We start from the raw sequence: 17,659 nt of genomic DNA on the forward strand, positions 1-17,659 counted from the left end.
CTACAGTGCTTCCAGCTCGGCCATCAGGTCACTGAGACGGTCGACCTTGTCGTCGCTCAGCTCACTGGCCTTCAGGCCTTCGACGTAGGTCGCCAGTTCCTCGACGGTGCTGCACTCGAACATCGCCCGCAGCGGCACGTTCAGTTGCAGCACCTTCTGCACCCGTGAGGCGATCTGGGTAGCCAGCAGCGAATGCCCGCCCAACTCGAAGAAGTTGTCGCGCACCCCGACCCGTTCAGCCTTGAGTACTTCGGCCCAGATGCTGGCCAGAGTCGTTTCCAGCTCGCTGCGCGGCGCCAGGTAGGCCTGGCTGTGCTGGGCGCCGATGTCGATGGCCGGCAAGGCCTTGCGGTCGAGCTTGCCGTTGGCATTGAGCGGCAGTTGCTGGAGCCAGCCCCAGTGCAGAGGCACCATATACTCCGGCAACTCGGCACGCAGGCGCTGCTTGACCTGCTCCAGCAACACGCTGGTATCGGCACCCGCAGTGCTGGCCACCAGATAGCCGACCAGATGCTTGCCATTGACCCCATCCTGCACGCCCACCGCCGCATCGCGAATCTCGCTTTGCTCATGCAGGCGCGCTTCGATCTCGCCCAGCTCGATGCGGTAGCCGCGGATCTTCACCTGATGGTCGATACGCCCGACGTACTCGAGCACACCGTCGGTACGTCGACGCGCCAGGTCGCCAGTGCGATACAAACGTTCGCCAGGCGCACCGAACGGATGCGGGATAAAGGCTTGCGCAGTACGCACCGGGTCACCGACATAGCCACGGCCGACGCCGGTACCGGCAACGCACAGCTCACCTACGGCACCCAGCGGCACCAGTTGCTGATCGTCGCCAAGCAGGTACAGGCGGTTGTTGTCGGTCGGCGTGCCGATCGGCAGGTAGCTGCCCCGGGTCGAGGCGGCATCGACGCGGAAGAACGCCACGTCATCCGAGCATTCGGCCGGGCCATAGGCATTGACCAGACCAATGTGCGGATAACGCTGCAGCCATTGCGAGGCCAGCTCCGGCGGCATCGCCTCACCGGTCGGCAGCATCCAGCGCAGGCCATCGAGCTGTTGATGCTCGTTGACGAGCATGCCCTGGATCAACGAAGGCACGCTCTCCAGCACGGTGATGCCGGTAGCCTGCACGTGCTCCAGCAGGCCTTGCGGGTCGTGGGCGATGGCGTTCGGCACGATGGCCACCTGAGCACCGAACAGCGGTGCGGCGAGGAACTGCCAGACCGAGATATCGAAGCTCTGCGAGGCGGTCTGGGCAATCACGTCCTGCTCGTCCAATTGCAGGTAGGGCACCTTGCTCAACTGGTTGTTGAGCATGCCGCGCTGCTCGACCATCACCCCTTTGGGCAGCCCGGTGGAGCCTGAGGTGTAGATCACGTAGGCGAGGTTGTCCGGCGCACTATAGATGCCCGTGTTGCCGTCCGGCCCGACTGCCGCCTGGATCTGCTCCCAGACCAGCAGTTTCGGGCGCCCGGCACAGCTCAGTTCTTCGAGCAAGGCACGCCCCTGTTCGGCACAGGCTGCACTGCACACCAGCACCGGCGTGCGGCTCAGTTCGACGATACGTTGCAGGCGCGTAACCGGCAGGCCCGGGTCAAGCGGCAGGTAACCAGCCCCCGCCTTGAAGCAGCCGACGATCATGCCCAGCAACGGCAAGTCGCGTTCGGCCAGCAATGCCACCGGCTGATCGATCGCCACCCCGGCGGCGATCAGCGCATGGCCCAGGCGGTTGGCCTGGCGGTTGAGCTCGGCATAGCTCAGCGTTTGCTCCAGGCACCGCGCAACCACCCGCTGCGGGTGCGCGGCAACCCGTGCTTCGAACAGTTCGGCGTAACTTTGCTCAAGACTGTAGGCCTGCTCGCTGCGGTTGCAGTCGTCGAGCAAAAAGTGCCGCTCGGTTTCACCGAGCAACGGCAGCTCGCTGACATCCCCCTGGAAGCCCTCGGCCAGCGCCAGCAACAAACGCTTGAACTCGGCCAGCAAGCGCTCGACCGTGGCGGTATCGAAGTAACGCTGGTCGAAGGACAGGTGCAGCCCCAGGTCATCGCCCGGATAGCAGACGGCGGTCAACGGGAAGTTGGTATGGGTGCGCCCGGAATCGGAGCTGGCGTTCAGGCTCTGTGCACGGTCCAGCACGGCAACTTCCACCGGCGCGTTCTCGAACACGAACAGACTGTCGAACAGCGGCTGGCCCTTGGGCAGCTCGCTGCACTCCTGGATGCTCACCAGCGGCAGGTATTCGTACTCGCGCAGCTCCATGTTGCGCTCGAGCAGGCCCTGCAGCCACTGGCGCACGCTGCAGCGCTCGCCCGCTGTGGGCAGTTTCACCCGCAGGGCAATACTGTTGATGAACAGCCCGACGGTGCGCTGCATCTGCGGCATGCTCACCGGGCGACCGGCCACCGTAACGCCGAAGACCACGTCGCGCTCGCCGCTGTAGCGGCTCAGCACCAGGGCCCAGGCGGCTTGCGCAAAGGTATTGATGGTCAACTGATGGGCCTGGGCCAGCTCACGCAGGCGGGCGCCATCGGCGGCATCGAGGCGGGTGTAGCAATCGCCGACCAGCATCCCGGCATTCTCTACCGCGTGGTCACGCAACAATGGCCGGTCGCTGGGCACTGCGGTACTGCGCTCAAAGCCTTCGAGGTTAGTGCGCCACCACTGGCGCGCCTCGTCCAGGTCCTGATGCTGCAGCCAGCTGATGTAGTCGCGGTAGCGCGGCGGCACCGGCAACTGCGCCTGACGGCCCTCGCCCATGGCCAGGTAGATCTCGAAGAAGTCATTCATCAGCAGCGAACGGCACCAGGCATCGATAAGGATGTGGTGGTTGCTCATCATGAACCAGTAGCGGTCCTCGCCCACCCGCACCAGGCGCAGGTGGAACGGCGCCTGCCGGAGCAAGTCGAAACCGGCTTCGCGCTCTTGCTTGTGCAGCGCTTGCAGGCGCGCTTCCTGTTCAGTGTCAGGGATGGCTGACCAGTCCTGATAGTCGACCGGCGTCGCGCCCGGTTTGTGAATGATCTGCAGCATGGCCTCGCCGGCGTTCCAGCAGAACGAGGCGCGCAAGGCTTCATGACGGCCGACCACCGCTTGCCAAGCCTCAGCGAAACGCTGCGGGTCGAGGGCACTGTTGATCCGGTAGCGGTCCTGCATGTAGTAGATGCCGGTGCCCGGCTCCAGCAGGGTATGCAGCAGCAGTCCCTCCTGCATCGGCGTCAGCGGGTAGACGTCCTCGATCTGTGCAGCGGCGACCGGCAAGGCATCGACCTGCTCCTGGTTCAGCTGCGCCAGGGGGAAGTCCGAGGGCGTGAAGCTGCCGGTGCCCGGGGTCAGGCAATGCTCGATCAGGGTGATCAGCTCGAGCCGGTAGGCTTCGATCAGTGTTTCGATGGTCTGCGGGTCATAGCGCTCACGGCTGAAGGTCCAGCGCAGTTGCAGTTCACCGCCATACACCTGGCCATCGACGCTCAGCCAGTTGGGCAGCGGCGCCGCCAGGTCGTGGGCGAGCCCGGCGCTTTCATCCACCGGCTGGTACAGCGCATCGGCCTGGAACTGCTGGTCGAACTGGCCCAGGTAGTTGAAGGTAATACGCGCCTGGGGCAGCGCCGCCATGGCTTCGCGCACCGGCGCATCGGCCAGGTAGCGCAGCACGCCATAGCCCAGACCCTTGTGCGGCACATTACGCAGTTGTTCCTTGATGGCCTTGATCGAAGCGCCCTGCCCCGCGGCTTCTTCGACGTTCAGTGGGCTCAGGCTCAACGGGTAGGCGCTGGTGAACCAGCCGACGCTACGGGTCAGGTCCATGTCCTCGAACAGGCTCTCGCGGCCGTGGCCTTCCAGTTGCACCAGCACCGTGCTGTCACCGCTCCAGCGGCACAGTACGCGGGCCAGGGCGGTCAGCAGCAGGTCGTTGACCTGGGTGTGATAGGCAGCGGGCGCCTCCTGCAGCAGTTGCCGGGTGCGGGTCGCATCCAGGCGCACGCTGAGGGTTTGCGCCTGCTGGTGCAGGTTGGCCCCTTGCGGATGATCGCAGGGCAGTTCGCGGCTGGCGGTGCCCAACTGTGCCTGCCACCAGGTTTGCTCGTCACGCAACGAGTCACTGCCGGCATAAGCCACCAGGCGTGCCGCCCAATCGCTCATGGCGCGGGTCTTGGCCGCCAGCGGCTGGCCGCGGTACAGCGCTTGCAGATCTTCCAGCAACACGCGCCAGGACACGCCATCGACCACCAGGTGGTGGATGGCCAGCAACAGGCGTTGACGACCCTCGCCGTCTTCGACCAGCAAGGCGCGCAGCAGCGGCCCCTGTGCCAGGTCGAGGCTGCGCTGCACATCGCTGTACAGCGCCTGGCAGGCGCCCAGATCGGCTACCGAAGCCTGCCAGAGCAACTCGCGATGGTCGGCCTGGACGTACTCGCCCTGCCATTGAGCGTTTGCCTGGGTGAAGCGCAAGCGCAAGGCATCATGGTGCTGCAGCAACTGCTGCAACGCCTGCTCCAGGGTCTTGCCATTCAAGCGTTCGACCGGCACCAGCAATACCGCCTGGTTCCAGTGCTGGGGTTGCGGCACGTCGCTGTCGAAGAACCAGTGCTGGATCGGCGTCAACGCTGCGCGTCCGCTCAGCGGGCCCTGATCGACCTGAGTGGTTTCACTGCGGCTGACCACCGTGGCCAGGGTCTGGATGGTCTGATGCTGGAACAGGTCGCGCGGGGTGAAATGCAGCCCGGCCTGACGCCCACGGCTGACCACCTGGATCGACAGGATCGAGTCGCCGCCCAGTTCGAAGAAGTTGTCCTGCAAACCGACCTGTTGCACGTTCAGTACCTCGCGCCAGATCGTCGCCAACTGCTGCTCCAGCTCGCTGCGCGGCGCTTCATAGTGCTGGCGGCCCTGCTCCAGGTCCGGCGCCGGCAAGGCGCGGCGGTCGAGCTTGCCATTGCCGGTGAGCGGCATTTGCTCAAGCAGCACCAGGTGGGTCGGCACCATATAGTCCGGCAGGTGCAGGCGCAGTTGCGCCTTCAGCGCTTCACGCAGGGCAACCTGCCCGGCGGCGTCCGCCCGCGCCTGATCGCAGACCAGATAACCGGCCAGCTGCTTGCCACCGGGCATGTCCAGGGCCAGGACCACGGCCTCGCGCACCGCGGGGTGTTCGAGCAGGCGGGTTTCGATTTCGCCCAGCTCGATACGGAAGCCGCGAATCTTCACCTGATGGTCGATTCGACCGACATACTCCACCAGACCGTCAGCGCGCTGGCGCACCAGGTCGCCGGTACGGTACAGGCGCCCGCCGTTGTCGCTGAACGGGTCGGCGACAAAGCGCTCGGCGCTCAAACCGGGGCGCTCGTGGTAACCCTGGGCCAGGCCGGCGCCACCGACGTACAGCTCGCCAATGCCGCCTTGCGGCACCAGGGCCAGGTCGGCATCGAGGATGTACGCCGTGCGGGCACCGACCACGCGGCCGATCGGCACGCTGCCGGCGCCGGCTTCAAGTTGCTCGGGAGCCAGGCACGCCAGGGGCATGACCACGGTTTCGGTCGGGCCATAGGCGTTGAAGAACTGCTGCGGCGTGAACGCCTGGCGAATGCGCTGCAGGTGCTCGCCGGTCAGTGCCTCACCGCCAGTGATGACCAGGCGCACCGGCAGGCTTGCGTTGTGGCTGGCCAACCACTGGGCGAGCTGGCTGCCGTAGCTTGGGGTAAAGCCGAGTATTGATACCTGCTGTTCGCGGATCAGCGTGCAGATTTCTTCCGCGCCCCACTGTCCTTGCCCGCGCAGGACCACCCGCGCACCGCAGAGCAACGGCACCAGCAGGCGCTCGGTGGCCGCGTCGAAGTTGATTGAATAGAAGTGCAGCTCGCAGTCATCGCTGCGCATGCCGAAGCGCTCGATCACCGCCTGGCAGTGCATGGCGATTTCGCCATGGCTGACCACCACCCCCTTGGGCTTGCCGGTGGAACCGGAGGTGTAGATCAGATAGGCCTGATGGCCCGGCAAGGTCAGCGACGGCAAGGCTTCGCGGCTGTAAGCCGCGAGGCCGTCACGGTCCTCTTCCAGGCACCAGCGACCGACCTTGGCGGGCAACTCGCCGAGGGCCTCAAACAGCGCACGCTGGCCCAGCAGCAGTTCGATGCCGCTGTCTTCAATCATGTAGTGCAGGCGTTCCAGCGGGTATTCCGGATCCAGTGGCACATAGGCGCCACCGGCCTTGAGGATCGCCAGCAGGCCGACTACCAGCTCCAGCGAGCGCTCCAGGGCCAGGCCGACGCGCACCTGCGGGCCGACGCCATGCTCACGCAGCACACGGGCCAACTGGTTGGCGCGGGCGTCAAGCTCGGCGTAGCTCAAGTGCTGCCCGGCGAACGTCAGGGCCGGGGCATCAGGCTGATGCGCGGCTTGCTCGCTGAACAGCTGATGAATGTTGTGATCCAGCGCCAGGGTGTTGTCTCCCTTGAGCGAATCGCACAAAGCCTTTTGCTCGACCGCCGCCAACAACGGCAATTCGCCCAGGCGTTGCTCGGGATCACCCAGCACTGCCACCAACAGGTTCTGCCAGTGGGCAGCCATTTGCGCGATACGCGGCGCGTCGAACAGGTCGCGGCTGTAGGTCAGGCAGCAACCCAGGCGGCGGTCGAGGTCGGTGACTTCCAGGTTAAGGTCGAACTTGGTAGCGCGGGCATCGTTTACCAGGTACTCGACCTGCATGCCGGCCAGCTCACGGCTTTGCTGGAACTCCCAGCGCTGGACGTTGCACATCACCTGGAACAGCGGGTTGTAGGCGCTGCTGCGTGGTGGCTGCAAGGCCTCGACCAGCTGATCGAAGGGCAGGTCCTGATGGGACTGGCCGTCGATCACGGTCTGGCGCACCTGCTCGATCAACTCGCCGATACGCATCTGCCCATCAAGCTGGCAACGCAGCACCTGGGTGTTGAGGAAGGCACCGATCAGGCCTTCGCTTTCCGGACGGATGCGGTTGGCCACCGGCGCGCCGATGCGCAAGTCAGTCTGGCCGCTGTAGCGGTAGAGCAGCACGGCCAGGGTTGCGGTCATGGTCATGAACAGGGTCAGGCCGCGCTCGGCATTAAAAGCACGTACTCGCGCTGCCAGCTCCGGGCTCAGGTCGAAGCGATAGAGCTCGCCACGGTGACTCTGCACCGCCGGACGCGGACGGTCGGCCGGCAGTTCGAGTACCGGATGCTCATCGCCCAGTTTGGCTTGCCAGTAGTCCAGCTGGCGCTGGCGCTCGCCGCTTTCCAGCCACTGGCGCTGCCACACGCTGTAGTCCAGGTACTGCACCGGCAAGGGTTGCAGCGGCGATTCGCGCTCGTCGACAAAAGCCTCGTAGAGCTCGCCCAGCTCGCGGGCGAAGATGTCCATGGCCCAGCCTTCGGTCACGATGTGGTGCAGGGTCAGGACGAAGTAATGCTCACGCTCGCCGGCCTTGACCAGACACGCGCGCAGCAGCGGCCCGCGCTCCAGGTCAAACGGCTGGTGCGCCTGCTCGTCGGCGAAGGCCTGCAGGCGTTGCTCGCGTACCTGCGCTGCGGCACTGGAGAAATCCAGCCAGCTCATCTGCAGGTTGCTGTCTTCGGCCACGCACTGATAGGGCACGCCGTCGATGCTCGGGAAGGTAGTGCGCAGCGTCTCGTGCCGCACGATCAGCGCCTGCAGCGCTTGTTCGAAGCGGCTGACATCCAGCACCCCGCTCAGGCGGGCCATGCCGCCGACGTTATAGGCCGGGCTGTCCGGTTCCATCTGCCAGAGGAACCACATGCGTTGCTGGGAGTAGGACAGCGGCACGGCCTGACGACGGTCGATGCGCTGGATCTCGCCCTGCAGGTTGTGCGCGCCACTGTGCTGGATCGCCTCGACCGCAGAGGCAAAGGCGCCCAGTTCGCTGGCTTCGAACAGGGTGCGCAGCGGCAACTCGACGTTGCAAGCCTGGCGGGTGCGGGAAATGATCTGGGTGGCCAGCAACGAGTGGCCGCCAAGGGCGAAGAAGTCATCTTGCAAGCCGACCCGCTGGATACCCAGCACCTCGCGCCAGATCGCGGCGATCTGCTGTTGCAGGGTGGTGCCCGGCTCGATGTGTTCACGCGATTGCCATTGCGGCTCGGGCAAGGCCTTGCGCTCGATCTTGCCGCTCGGGCCCAGCGGCATTTGCGCCAGGTGAACCAACTGCGCCGGCACCATGTAGGCGGGCAGTTGCTCTGCCAGTGCCGCCAGCCACTGCGCGCTCGCGTCGATACCACTGTAGTAACCGACCAGTTGCGGGCCGGCGGCGGTGTCGCGAATCATCACCAGCGCCTGCTCGACACCCGCCTGCGCCAGCAGGCAGGCCTCGACCTCTTCCGGCTCGACCCGGAACCCCCGCAGCTTGACCTGCTGATCGAGCCGCCCGAGGTACTCCAGCGCACCCAGATCAGCCAGCCAGCGCGCCCGGTCGCCACTGCGGTACAGACGCTGGCCGTCGCCATCGGGCTGCGGCACGAAACGTTCGGCGGTGAGCCCCGCACGCCCCAGGTACCCCCGAGCCAGGCCGGCACCGCCCAGATACAGCTCACCCGCTACGCCGGGCGACGTCAGTTCGAGCTCATCATCCAGCACCCGGCACAACACGTTGGCCAGCGGCCGGCCGATCGGCGAGCGCGCACCGTCGGCATCGCTGCACTGCCAGTGGGTGACGTTGATGGCGGTTTCGGTCGGGCCGTAGCGGTTATGCAAGGCCACCTGCGGCAATACCTGCAGCACCCGCTCGCGCAGGTTCGCCGACAAGGCTTCGCCACCGGAGAACAACCGGCGCAGGCTGCTGCACTGCGCGGCCAGCGGTTCCTGGACAAACACCTGAAGCAAGGCCGGGACGAAATGCAGGGTGGTTACGCGATGTTCGCGGACCAGTTCGGCGATGCGTTGCGGGTCGCGGTGCTCGCCGGGGCCGGCCAGCACTAGTTGGCAGCCGTTGACCAGCGGCCAGAAGCATTCCCACACCGACACGTCGAAGCTGATCGGCGCCTTTTGCATCAGCACGTCGCTGTCATTGAGCTCATAGCGGTCCTGCATCCATTGCAGACGCTCGGCCAGTGCCGCATGCGTGTTGCCAACGCCTTTGGGCTGCCCGGTGGAGCCGGAGGTGTAGATCACATAGGCGAGGTTGTCGCCGTGCAGGTGCAGGCCCGGCGGCTGGCTTGGCCAGCTGTCGAGCTTGAGGCGGTCCATCGCGATGGCGCTGACATCCGTCGGCAGGCTCAGGCGTTCGAGCACATCGCTGTGGCTGAGCAGCAGGCTGGCACCGCTGTCGGCGAGCATGTAGGCCAGGCGCTCGGCCGGGTAATCGACGTCCAGCGGCACATAGGCACCACCGGCCTTGAGAATGGCCAGCAGGCCGACCAGCAGTTGCGGCGAACGTTCGGCGGCGATGGCCACGCAAACATCCGGACCGACGCCCTTGTCGCGCAGGTAATGGGCCAGGCGGTTGGCCTGTTGATGCAAGCTGGCGTAATCGAGGCTGCCACCCTGCCATACCAGGGCAGTGCGCTCTGGAGCCAGACGTGCTTGCTCGTTGAGCTGGTCGACCACCCACTGTTGCGCCGGTACCGTCGGCGCCTGCCCCCATGCGAGCAATTGCCCGCGGCCATCGGCGTCAAGCAGTTGCACAGCGCCGATGGCGACCTGCGGTTGAGCGCAGACTTGTTCCAGCAAACCGACCAGCTGTGCGCTGATTCGTGCGACGGTCGCCGCATCGAACAGCTCCACGGCGTAGTCGAACGACAGGATCAGGCGGCCCTGATGGTCTTCTTCACTGTGCAACTGCAGATCGAACTTGGCTTCGCGGCTGTGCCACGGCAGTTCTTCGGCAAGCAGCCCCGGGAGGCGACGCAGGGCGCTGAGGTCGCGTTGCTGGTGGTTGAACATGACCTGGAACAGGCCCTGCTCGCGAGCTTCGGGGAAGGCTTCGAGCAGTTGTTCGAACGGCAGGTCCTGGTGGGCTTGGGCCTCCAGCGTGGCTTGGCGCACCTGGGCCAGCAACTGGTTGAACGGCAAGCGCCCATCGAGCTGCGCACGCAGTACCTGGGTGTTGATGAAAAAGCCCACCAGGCCCTGGGTTTCCAGGCGCGGACGGTTGGCGTTGGGCACGCCGACGCGGATGTCGGTCTGCCCGCTGTAGCGATGCAACAGGCTCTGGAAACCGGCCAGCAAGACCATGAACAGCGTGGCGTCATGGGCGCGGGCGATACTGCGCAAAGCTTCCGCCAGGGTGGGCTGCAGGCGCACGCTCAAGCGGGCGGCGGCGTTGCTGTGGCGGTTTGAACGCGGGTAATCGGTGGCAAGATCGAGCACCGCCTGCTGCTCACCCAGCCGATCCTTCCAGTACGCCAGTTGCCGGGCGCTTTCGCCCTGGGCCAGCCACTGGCGCTGCCAACTGCCGTAGTCGGCGTAGTCCAGCCCCAAGGCCGGCAGCTTGGCGTCCTGGCCTTGGCAGCGGGCCGCATACAGGCGCGAAAACTCGTCGATGAGAATGTTCATCGACCAGCCGTCGGCGATGATGTGGTGCAACGTCACCCACAGCTGATGCTCTTCGCTGTCCAGGCGCACCAGGGTCACGCGCAGCAGCGGGCCCTGCTGCAGGTCGAAAGGCTGCACCGCTTCGGCTTCGCGCTGCGCCAGTACTTCTTGCGCACGGGCAGCAGACAGATCCAGGCGCTGCAAGGTCAACGCCAGGCTCGGCAGGACGCGTTGCAAGGCCTGGCCATCCTGCTCGGCAAACACCGTACGCAGGGATTGGTGACGCTCGACCAGGGCCTGGAAGCTGGCTTGCAATGCCGCTTCGTCCAGCTCGCCACGCAGGCGCAGGGCGCCGGGAATGTTGTACGCCGCACTGTGCGGCTCAAGCTGCCAGGTCAGCCACAGGCGATTCTGTGCCAGCGACTGCGGCAAAGCCTGCGCGCGGCCGAGGCGGCTGATGGCGCCACGGGCGACACCGCCATCGCTCTGCAACGCCGTCACCGCGGCACTGAAGTCGGCCAGGGTCGGTGCCTCGAACAGCACCCGTACGCCCACCTCAAGATCCAGCTCGTCACTCAAGCGCGCGCAGACCTGGGTGGCGGCAATCGAGTTGCCACCGAGCAGGAAGAAGTGATCGTCCGCGGCCACCTGCTCCACGCCCAACTGCTCACGCCACAGACGACCGATCCGGGCCTGCATGCCGGTCGCCGACGCGGTTTGATCGGCTACGGCCGCTGCTTGCTGATCAGGGTAGCGCGCGTAGCAATCGAGGCTGCCGTCGTCCATGCGCAACCGGCAGGCGGCGCGTTGCAGCTTGCCGCTGGAGGTCTTCGGCAACGCGCCGGGATTGAGCAGCAGCACCACCGCCGGCGCCTGCTGGCAGGCATCGGCGATCACCTGGCGCAGGGTCTTGATCAGGCTCGCAGGCGTGATGACTTTCTGCACGTTGCGGCTGATCTCGACGGCAACGCCGATGCCCTCCTCGCCCCGGTCATCGACCGCGAACACCGCCACCCGGCCTTTACGCAGAACGTCGACTTCACGCTCCAGGGTCTTTTCCAGATCCTGTGGGTAGAGGTTGTGCCCACGCACGATCAGCAAGTCCTTGAGGCGGCCGGTAACGAACAGCTCGCCGTCACGCAAAAAACCCAGGTCGCCGGTACGCAGCCAGGTGCGCCCGCCCTGCTCGACGAAGGTGCGGGCCGTGGCTTCGGGGTTGCGCCAGTAGCCTTTGGCGATGCTCGGGCCACTGGCCCAGATTTCGCCGACCTGGTTGTCGGCCAGCAGCGTCAGGTTGTGCGGCTCGACAATCTGCACGGCATGCCCGGGCTGGCTACGCCCGCAACTCATCTGCACCGTGCCCCTGCCCGCTTCTGCGTTGTTGCGCGCCAGCGCCAGGGCATCCAGCTCAAGCGCGCCAATCCCCTGGCCTCGGGTGCTGCCGCTGACGAACAACGTGGCCTCGGCCAGCCCGTAACTGGCAAAGAAACTCTCAGGCACAAAGCCACAGGCAGCGAACTTGTCGGCGAAGGCCTGCAGGCTGTCCTGGCGGATCGGCTCGGAACCGGAATAGGCCACACGCCATTTGCTCAGGTCAAGGCTGGCCATTGCCGCGGCACTGACCCGCTCGCTGCACAGCCGATAGGCGAAGTCCGGCCCTCCGCTGATGGTGCCGCCGTGATCGCTGATCGCTTGCAGCCAGCGCTGCGGCCGGGCGAGGAAGTACGCCGGGGCCATCAACACACAGGGCACGCCACTGAAGATCGGTTGCAGCAAGCCGCCGATCAGGCCCATGTCGTGGTACAGCGGCAGCCAGCTGACGATCACGTCATCCGGGTTTACATCGATGCCGAAACCCTGGCGGATCAGCACTTCGTTGGCCACCAGGTTGCCATGGCTGACCTGCACGCCCTTGGGCAAGGCTGTGGAGCCGGAGGTGTACTGCAAAAATGCAATGTCGTCGGCCTGCAGGGTCGGCGCCTGCCAACTGCCGGCCTGCTCCTGAGCCAGGGTATCGACCGCCAGCAGCTGTGGCGCGCTTGGCTCTGCCAGCACCTCGAGGGCCTGCAGGTTGTCGTGCAAGGCACTGATGGTCAGCAGCAGGCGCGGTTCGGCATCGCCGATGATCGACAGCAAACGCTCCTGATGATGACGCCGCGATGATTCTGGCGGATAAGCCGGCACCGCGATGACGCCGGCGTAGAGGCAGCCGAAGAACGCCGCGACGTAATCCGGGCCACTGGGAAACAACAGGATCGCCCGATCCCCCACTTCGGTGCGCGCCTGCAAGGCGGCGGCGATGGTTCGCGCCCGCTGGTCGAGCTCGCGATAGGACAGCACGGCTTCATCGCACGGATCCTCGGCCAGAAAGCGCAAGGCAACGCGGTCGGGGGTAAGCGCCGCGCGTTGGGCCAATGCCTGGACCAGCGTAACCGGGAGTTCGAAGGCGTCCATCATGGGGGTTCCTGCCAGAGTCTGTACGTAAAATCAGGTCTCGGGTGGCGCGCAGGGCGGGCTTCCAGGCACCGAGGTGCGTCTTGCCAGAGCCGAGGATGTACAGAGAGGAACGGATGGGCCGGAGAAATAATTAAGGCCCGTGGCCAGCGCCAGGCAGGGAGAAAAAAGGTGGAATTTGAAGCCGGTCACAAAGCGCAAGCTTAGAACCAAAAAGCACAGAGACTTATTAACTTTCGCATTTGACAATAATTATCATTACGAATAGTTTGTCGCACGTCGTAGGAAGCCTCCGGATCTGGAGTGCTCCACTTCCCTCTTAGAGATAAGGTGATTTCCATGGCGGAACAACTATCCACAAGTAAGTGCGATTCACCGTTACTCCAGGCGTTTGTCGACAACCGTAGCATCCTCGTGAAGATTGCCGCACGCATCACCGGCTGCCACTCGCGGGCCGAAGATGTCGTTCAGGATGCTTTCTTCCGACTCAGCTCGGCGCCGCAGATCACTTCCTCGTTCAAGGCCCAGCTCAGCTACCTGTTCCAGATCGTGCGCAACCTGGCCATTGACCACTACCGCAAGCAGGCGATGGAGCTCAAGTATTCCGGCAGCGAAGAGGAGGGCCTGAATGTGGTCATCCAGGGCGCCTCGCCAGAAGCTACGCATACCAACTTCACCACCCTGGAACACATCGCCGAGGCCCTGAACGATCTGCCCCAACGCACCCGCTATGCCTTCGAGATGTACCGCCTGCATGGCGTACCGCAAAAGGACATCGCCAAAGAACTGGGCGTCTCGCCGACCCTGGTCAACTTCATGATTCGCGATGCCCTGGTGCATTGTCGCAAGGTCTCAAGCCAGAGGGCTTGAGAGCGGCAAGCTACAAGTTTCAAGCGGCAAGAGGGTGGTGATACCGCTTGCCGCTTGGGGTCAGAGCAACTTGCAACCTTCGAAAAACCGCTCCCTGCCCAGAATCATCAATGCCGCACGCTTGTGCGGAAAGTCGAACTCCTTCTCGCAATGAAAACACTGATCGTGCATGTAGCCGATCATCTTGCCGTTGTCCGCCCGCGGTTCAGCCACGACGCGCTGGGTGCGCGGGTCATCCAGGAACAGGTAATGCACCAGCGCTGACAACCAGCTGGCGACCTTGTGCGGCCCACGGTGCAGCTCTTCGCCCACCAGCATGTGAATGCCACGGTCGTAGTCATCCACCGCATAGAACGGCGCAATACGGTCTTCCTTGGCCCAGTAGGCTTCGAAGTAGGCGAAGGGCTGGTCATCGAAACAGCCGATCAGGGTCAGGCTGTGGGGGTCGGCCTCAAGCTTGTTCAGGTACTCGCGGTGTTGCTCCAGGCTCCCGCCCTCCTGCCAGAAGTTCAGCACCCGCGGGTTGTTCTGCCAGCGATTGAAACGCTCCAGGTCCTGGTCGATTTCCAGGGTGCGCAGCGAGACCCAGGCACCCAAGCGCGCATCGAAGCGCCGATACACTTCGCCACGCGGCTTTGGCGCACGCCGAGGGTGTCGCTTGCCGTCGCTGATCTGCATCTGTTGCGGATAGACGCCCGCCAAGGGCTGGCCAAGCCAGGGCTGGGGCAGCTGCCAGAACAGGCTGCGCTCACACAAGTACTGGCCCTTCACCTGCGTGGCGATCAGCAAACCGCTGTTCAAGGCTTCCTGCGGCGGCTGATGCAGCTGCCAGGTCAGGCGCTGGCAGCCGGGATCACGGGCGAACAGCCAGTAGCAAACAGCCCACAGGGCCTGTTGCACACGGTCGCGGGCATGCTCTTCAAGCTGGACCTGCAAAGTTTCGCCGCGTTGCAGGCGCACACGCACCAACGGGCTGCCTTCGAGCACCAGGCTCAAGTGGCAATCACCTTCATCGGCACTGAGGCTGCGCCAGCGAGGCAAGGACAAAGTCGGCGAAGCAGAATCGAATGGCATGATCGGGGCTCACAAGGGAATGATCGGCTCACCCTTGTGAACGTCGCCAGCCCAGGCAAATTTAGTCGGCCTTGGGGGTGCTGACGCTGATGCGGTAAGGCTGGAATATTTTCAGCAACGCGCCCTTGTCACGCAGGGACTGCAACAGCCTGGCAAACTCCGCACCACTGATGGGCGCGTCGGGGCGCAACAGTGCGTAGTGATGGTAGACCTGATCGACGCGGTCGGACGCCAGCAACTGCTCGGCGCTTTGCGGGTTACGGACCAGAAAGTCACTGAAGTATGAACGGGTGACCAGGGCGATATCCGCGCGGCCGCGCTGGACCATCAGCAAATTGCTGTCATGGGAATAGGTCAGGGTCGCGTTGTAGGTATCGGCCAGGTACCTGGGGTCGGGATTGAAATCGGCAAAGGCGTAGTGGTAACCACTGTACAGCGCCAGGCGCTTGCCCTTGAGATCGGTGAAGTAGTTCTGGTCACGACCAGACTGGCGATGGGTGACGAAGACCTCGGCATCTTCCAGGCCCATGTCGACACTCACATGGGGGATCTGCTGCCAGCCCCATTCGGGATTCTCGAAGATCGCCATGTCGGTGCGGCCCTGCTGAAAGTCGCCGAAGCGCCGCGGGATGGACGTGGGTACCAGGATAAAGCGGTAACGCTGCTGGTTGTTGTTGAGCGCCTCGACCAGTTGCGGCAACAGGCCGGTATCGGCCCCCTGCTCCGGGCGCACGGTATAGGGAGGGAAATGCGCCGCCCCGACCTTGACCTCGATTTCTTCGGCCGCCCGGACCGACGGAAGCAGCCACATTGCGGCAAGCATTAACAGCAAGGACACCGTCTGTGGCATGGGCGTTGAACTCAAAGCAACACACTCTTTGCGGGTTTGAACCGGAATCTGCCTAAGCTAGGCGTTTTCAAGGCGTTGCACAACTGTCGGTTGTGCCAAGCACAGCAGGCAAAACGCCAGGGGATACCCGCCGCGCGCGAGTTTGGCTACGCTCTAACCAGTCTTGCATGGGAGCCTACTATGGGCCATTGGCTGGTGATCGACCTTGAAGCAACCACAGACGATGGCGGCTGGCCGGTCTCGGAGATGGAAATCATTGAAATCGGCGCGACCCTGGTCGACCGCCAGGGCAGGGAAGTTGGGCATTTCCAGCGTTTCGTGCGCCCGCGGCGGCGACCGCAACTGACCCCGTTCTGCCGCGAGCTGACCCACATCAGCCAGGCCAATGTCGACACGGCGGCAACCTTCGCCGAAGTCTGGGCGCAGTTCGAGCGCTGGCTCGGTCATCATGCCAAGCACCTGCAGGGCTGGGTCAGCTGGGGCGACTACGACCGTAAGCAACTGCTGCAGGAATGGCAGCAGTATCAGCTCGGCAGCCTGCTCGAGACCCTGCCGCACATCAACCTCAAGCAACGCTTCGCCAAAGCCCGCCAACTGCAGCGGCCGCTAGGCCTCAATGGCGCGCTGCAGCTGGCTGGCCTGCAGTTCAGTGGCCAGCAGCACCGGGCCCTGGAAGACGCACGCAACACCGCTCGCCTGCTGCCCCTGACCCTGCCGGCCAATGGCACCTGAAAGCGGATGACGGCGCTCCGGGCCTTGGGCATACTGGCCTGCCTTTTTAGCCCCTTTTTCAGGAGTCGCCCATGTTTAAAGTCAACGAGTACTTTGATGGCACGGTCAAGTCGATCGCTTTCGGCACCGCTGAAGGTCCGGCCACGGTTGGCGTGATGGCCCCGGGCGAATACGAGTTCGGCACTGCCCAGCGTGAAATCATGCATGTGGTGTCGGGTGCCCTGACCGTCAAACTGCCCGACAGCGACAACTGGGAAACCTTCAGCGCCGGCAGCCAGTTCAATGTGCCGGCCAACAGCAAGTTCCAGCTGAAGGTGGCGGTTGATACTGCTTACCTGTGCGAGTATCGCGGCTAAGCCTGAATCAGGCGCCGACCCCATCGCTGGCAAGCCAGCTCCCACAAGGATTGCGGTGAACAACTTGTGGGAACTGGCTTGCCAGCGATGGGCTGCGCAGCAGCCCCCTCACTTCAGAAACGCGACAATCCTGTCCGCCGCCGTCGCCAGATGATCGGCATGGCTGAACCCCGAAGCCTTCAGCGGCTTCAGGTCATGATCCCCCGCCTGCAGCCAGCACAGTTCGATCGCTGACGACAGCTCGTACCCCTCCACCGTCTGCCGATTGCCCAGGGCATCGCGTTCACCCTGGATGATCAACGTCGGTGTCTTCAGTTCAGCCAGGTGCGCCACCCGCGGTTTTTCCGGTTTCCCCGCTGCATAAAACGGATAGCCCAGGCACACCAGCGCATCAGCCTCCAACTCGTCAGCCAGGATGCTGGCCATGCGTCCGCCCATGGACTTGCCGCCAATGGCCAATGGCCCAGTGACCAATGGTCGCACCTGCGCGTACACCTCACGCCAGCAGTCCAGCAACTTTGCCTGCGGATTTGGCGGCCTTTTGCCACCATCCATGCGCCGCTGGGCCATGTAGGGAAACTCGAAGCGCAGCACCCCCAGCCCTTGCTCCGCCAGCCTTTGCGCCATTTCCTGCATGAACCCGCTATCCATCGGCGCACCGGCGCCATGGGCCAGGATCAGGCACCCCGAATGCTGGCCATCCCCCTGATTTTGCGGGGCATTCCACAGCCAGCCGCGGCTTTCGACCAGCCGCGCCCATTGATCCCCGTCAATACCGGCCAGTTGCCCATTACTCATGCTTGCCTCGCTGTTTAGT

At 64.4% G+C, this 17,659-nt stretch carries 7 protein-coding genes; 3 read left to right on the top strand and 4 right to left on the bottom strand.

Annotation, left to right across the window (positions count from 1 at the left end):
* Complete coding sequence (locus tag CCOS864_RS19575) at positions 1-12,963, bottom strand: non-ribosomal peptide synthetase (RefSeq protein ID WP_115087967.1); 12,963 nt, start codon at positions 12,961-12,963, stop codon at positions 1-3.
* 336 nt (positions 12,964-13,299) lie between these two features.
* Here CCOS864_RS19575 and CCOS864_RS19580 point away from each other — a divergent pair, with 336 nt between their 5' ends.
* Positions 13,300-13,830 (top strand): RNA polymerase factor sigma-70, encoded by a 531-nt coding sequence (locus tag CCOS864_RS19580; RefSeq protein WP_115087968.1) that lies wholly within the window; start codon positions 13,300-13,302, stop codon positions 13,828-13,830.
* Positions 13,831-13,890: 60 nt separating this feature from the next.
* On the opposite strand, the gene CCOS864_RS19585 is transcribed toward CCOS864_RS19580, so the two are convergent.
* Both CCOS864_RS19585 and CCOS864_RS19590 read right to left on the bottom strand, forming a co-directional pair.
* Positions 13,891-14,904, bottom strand: a complete 1,014-nt coding sequence (locus CCOS864_RS19585; protein ID WP_115087969.1) for a GNAT family N-acetyltransferase — start codon at positions 14,902-14,904, stop codon at positions 13,891-13,893.
* A 61-nt stretch (positions 14,905-14,965) separates the two neighbouring features.
* On the bottom strand, positions 14,966-15,727 hold the full coding sequence (locus CCOS864_RS19590; protein WP_115088499.1) for a substrate-binding periplasmic protein: 762 nt from the start codon (positions 15,725-15,727) through the stop codon (positions 14,966-14,968).
* A 207-nt stretch (positions 15,728-15,934) separates the two neighbouring features.
* On the opposite strand from CCOS864_RS19590, the gene CCOS864_RS19595 reads away from it, so the two are divergent.
* Positions 15,935-16,486, top strand: a complete 552-nt coding sequence (locus tag CCOS864_RS19595; RefSeq protein WP_115087970.1) for a 3'-5' exonuclease — start codon at positions 15,935-15,937, stop codon at positions 16,484-16,486.
* A 71-nt stretch (positions 16,487-16,557) separates the two neighbouring features.
* Positions 16,558-16,842, top strand: a complete 285-nt coding sequence (gene ppnP, locus CCOS864_RS19600) for a pyrimidine/purine nucleoside phosphorylase (RefSeq protein WP_010225980.1) — start codon at positions 16,558-16,560, stop codon at positions 16,840-16,842.
* A 108-nt stretch (positions 16,843-16,950) separates the two neighbouring features.
* On the opposite strand, the gene CCOS864_RS19605 is transcribed toward ppnP, so the two are convergent.
* Complete coding sequence (locus tag CCOS864_RS19605; RefSeq protein ID WP_115087971.1) at positions 16,951-17,640, bottom strand: alpha/beta family hydrolase; 690 nt, start codon at positions 17,638-17,640, stop codon at positions 16,951-16,953.
* Positions 17,641-17,659 lie beyond the last annotated feature (19 nt).

Origin of the sequence: Pseudomonas wadenswilerensis (assembly GCF_900497695.1) — a bacterium.
Lineage (GTDB): Bacteria > Pseudomonadota > Gammaproteobacteria > Pseudomonadales > Pseudomonadaceae > Aquipseudomonas > Aquipseudomonas wadenswilerensis.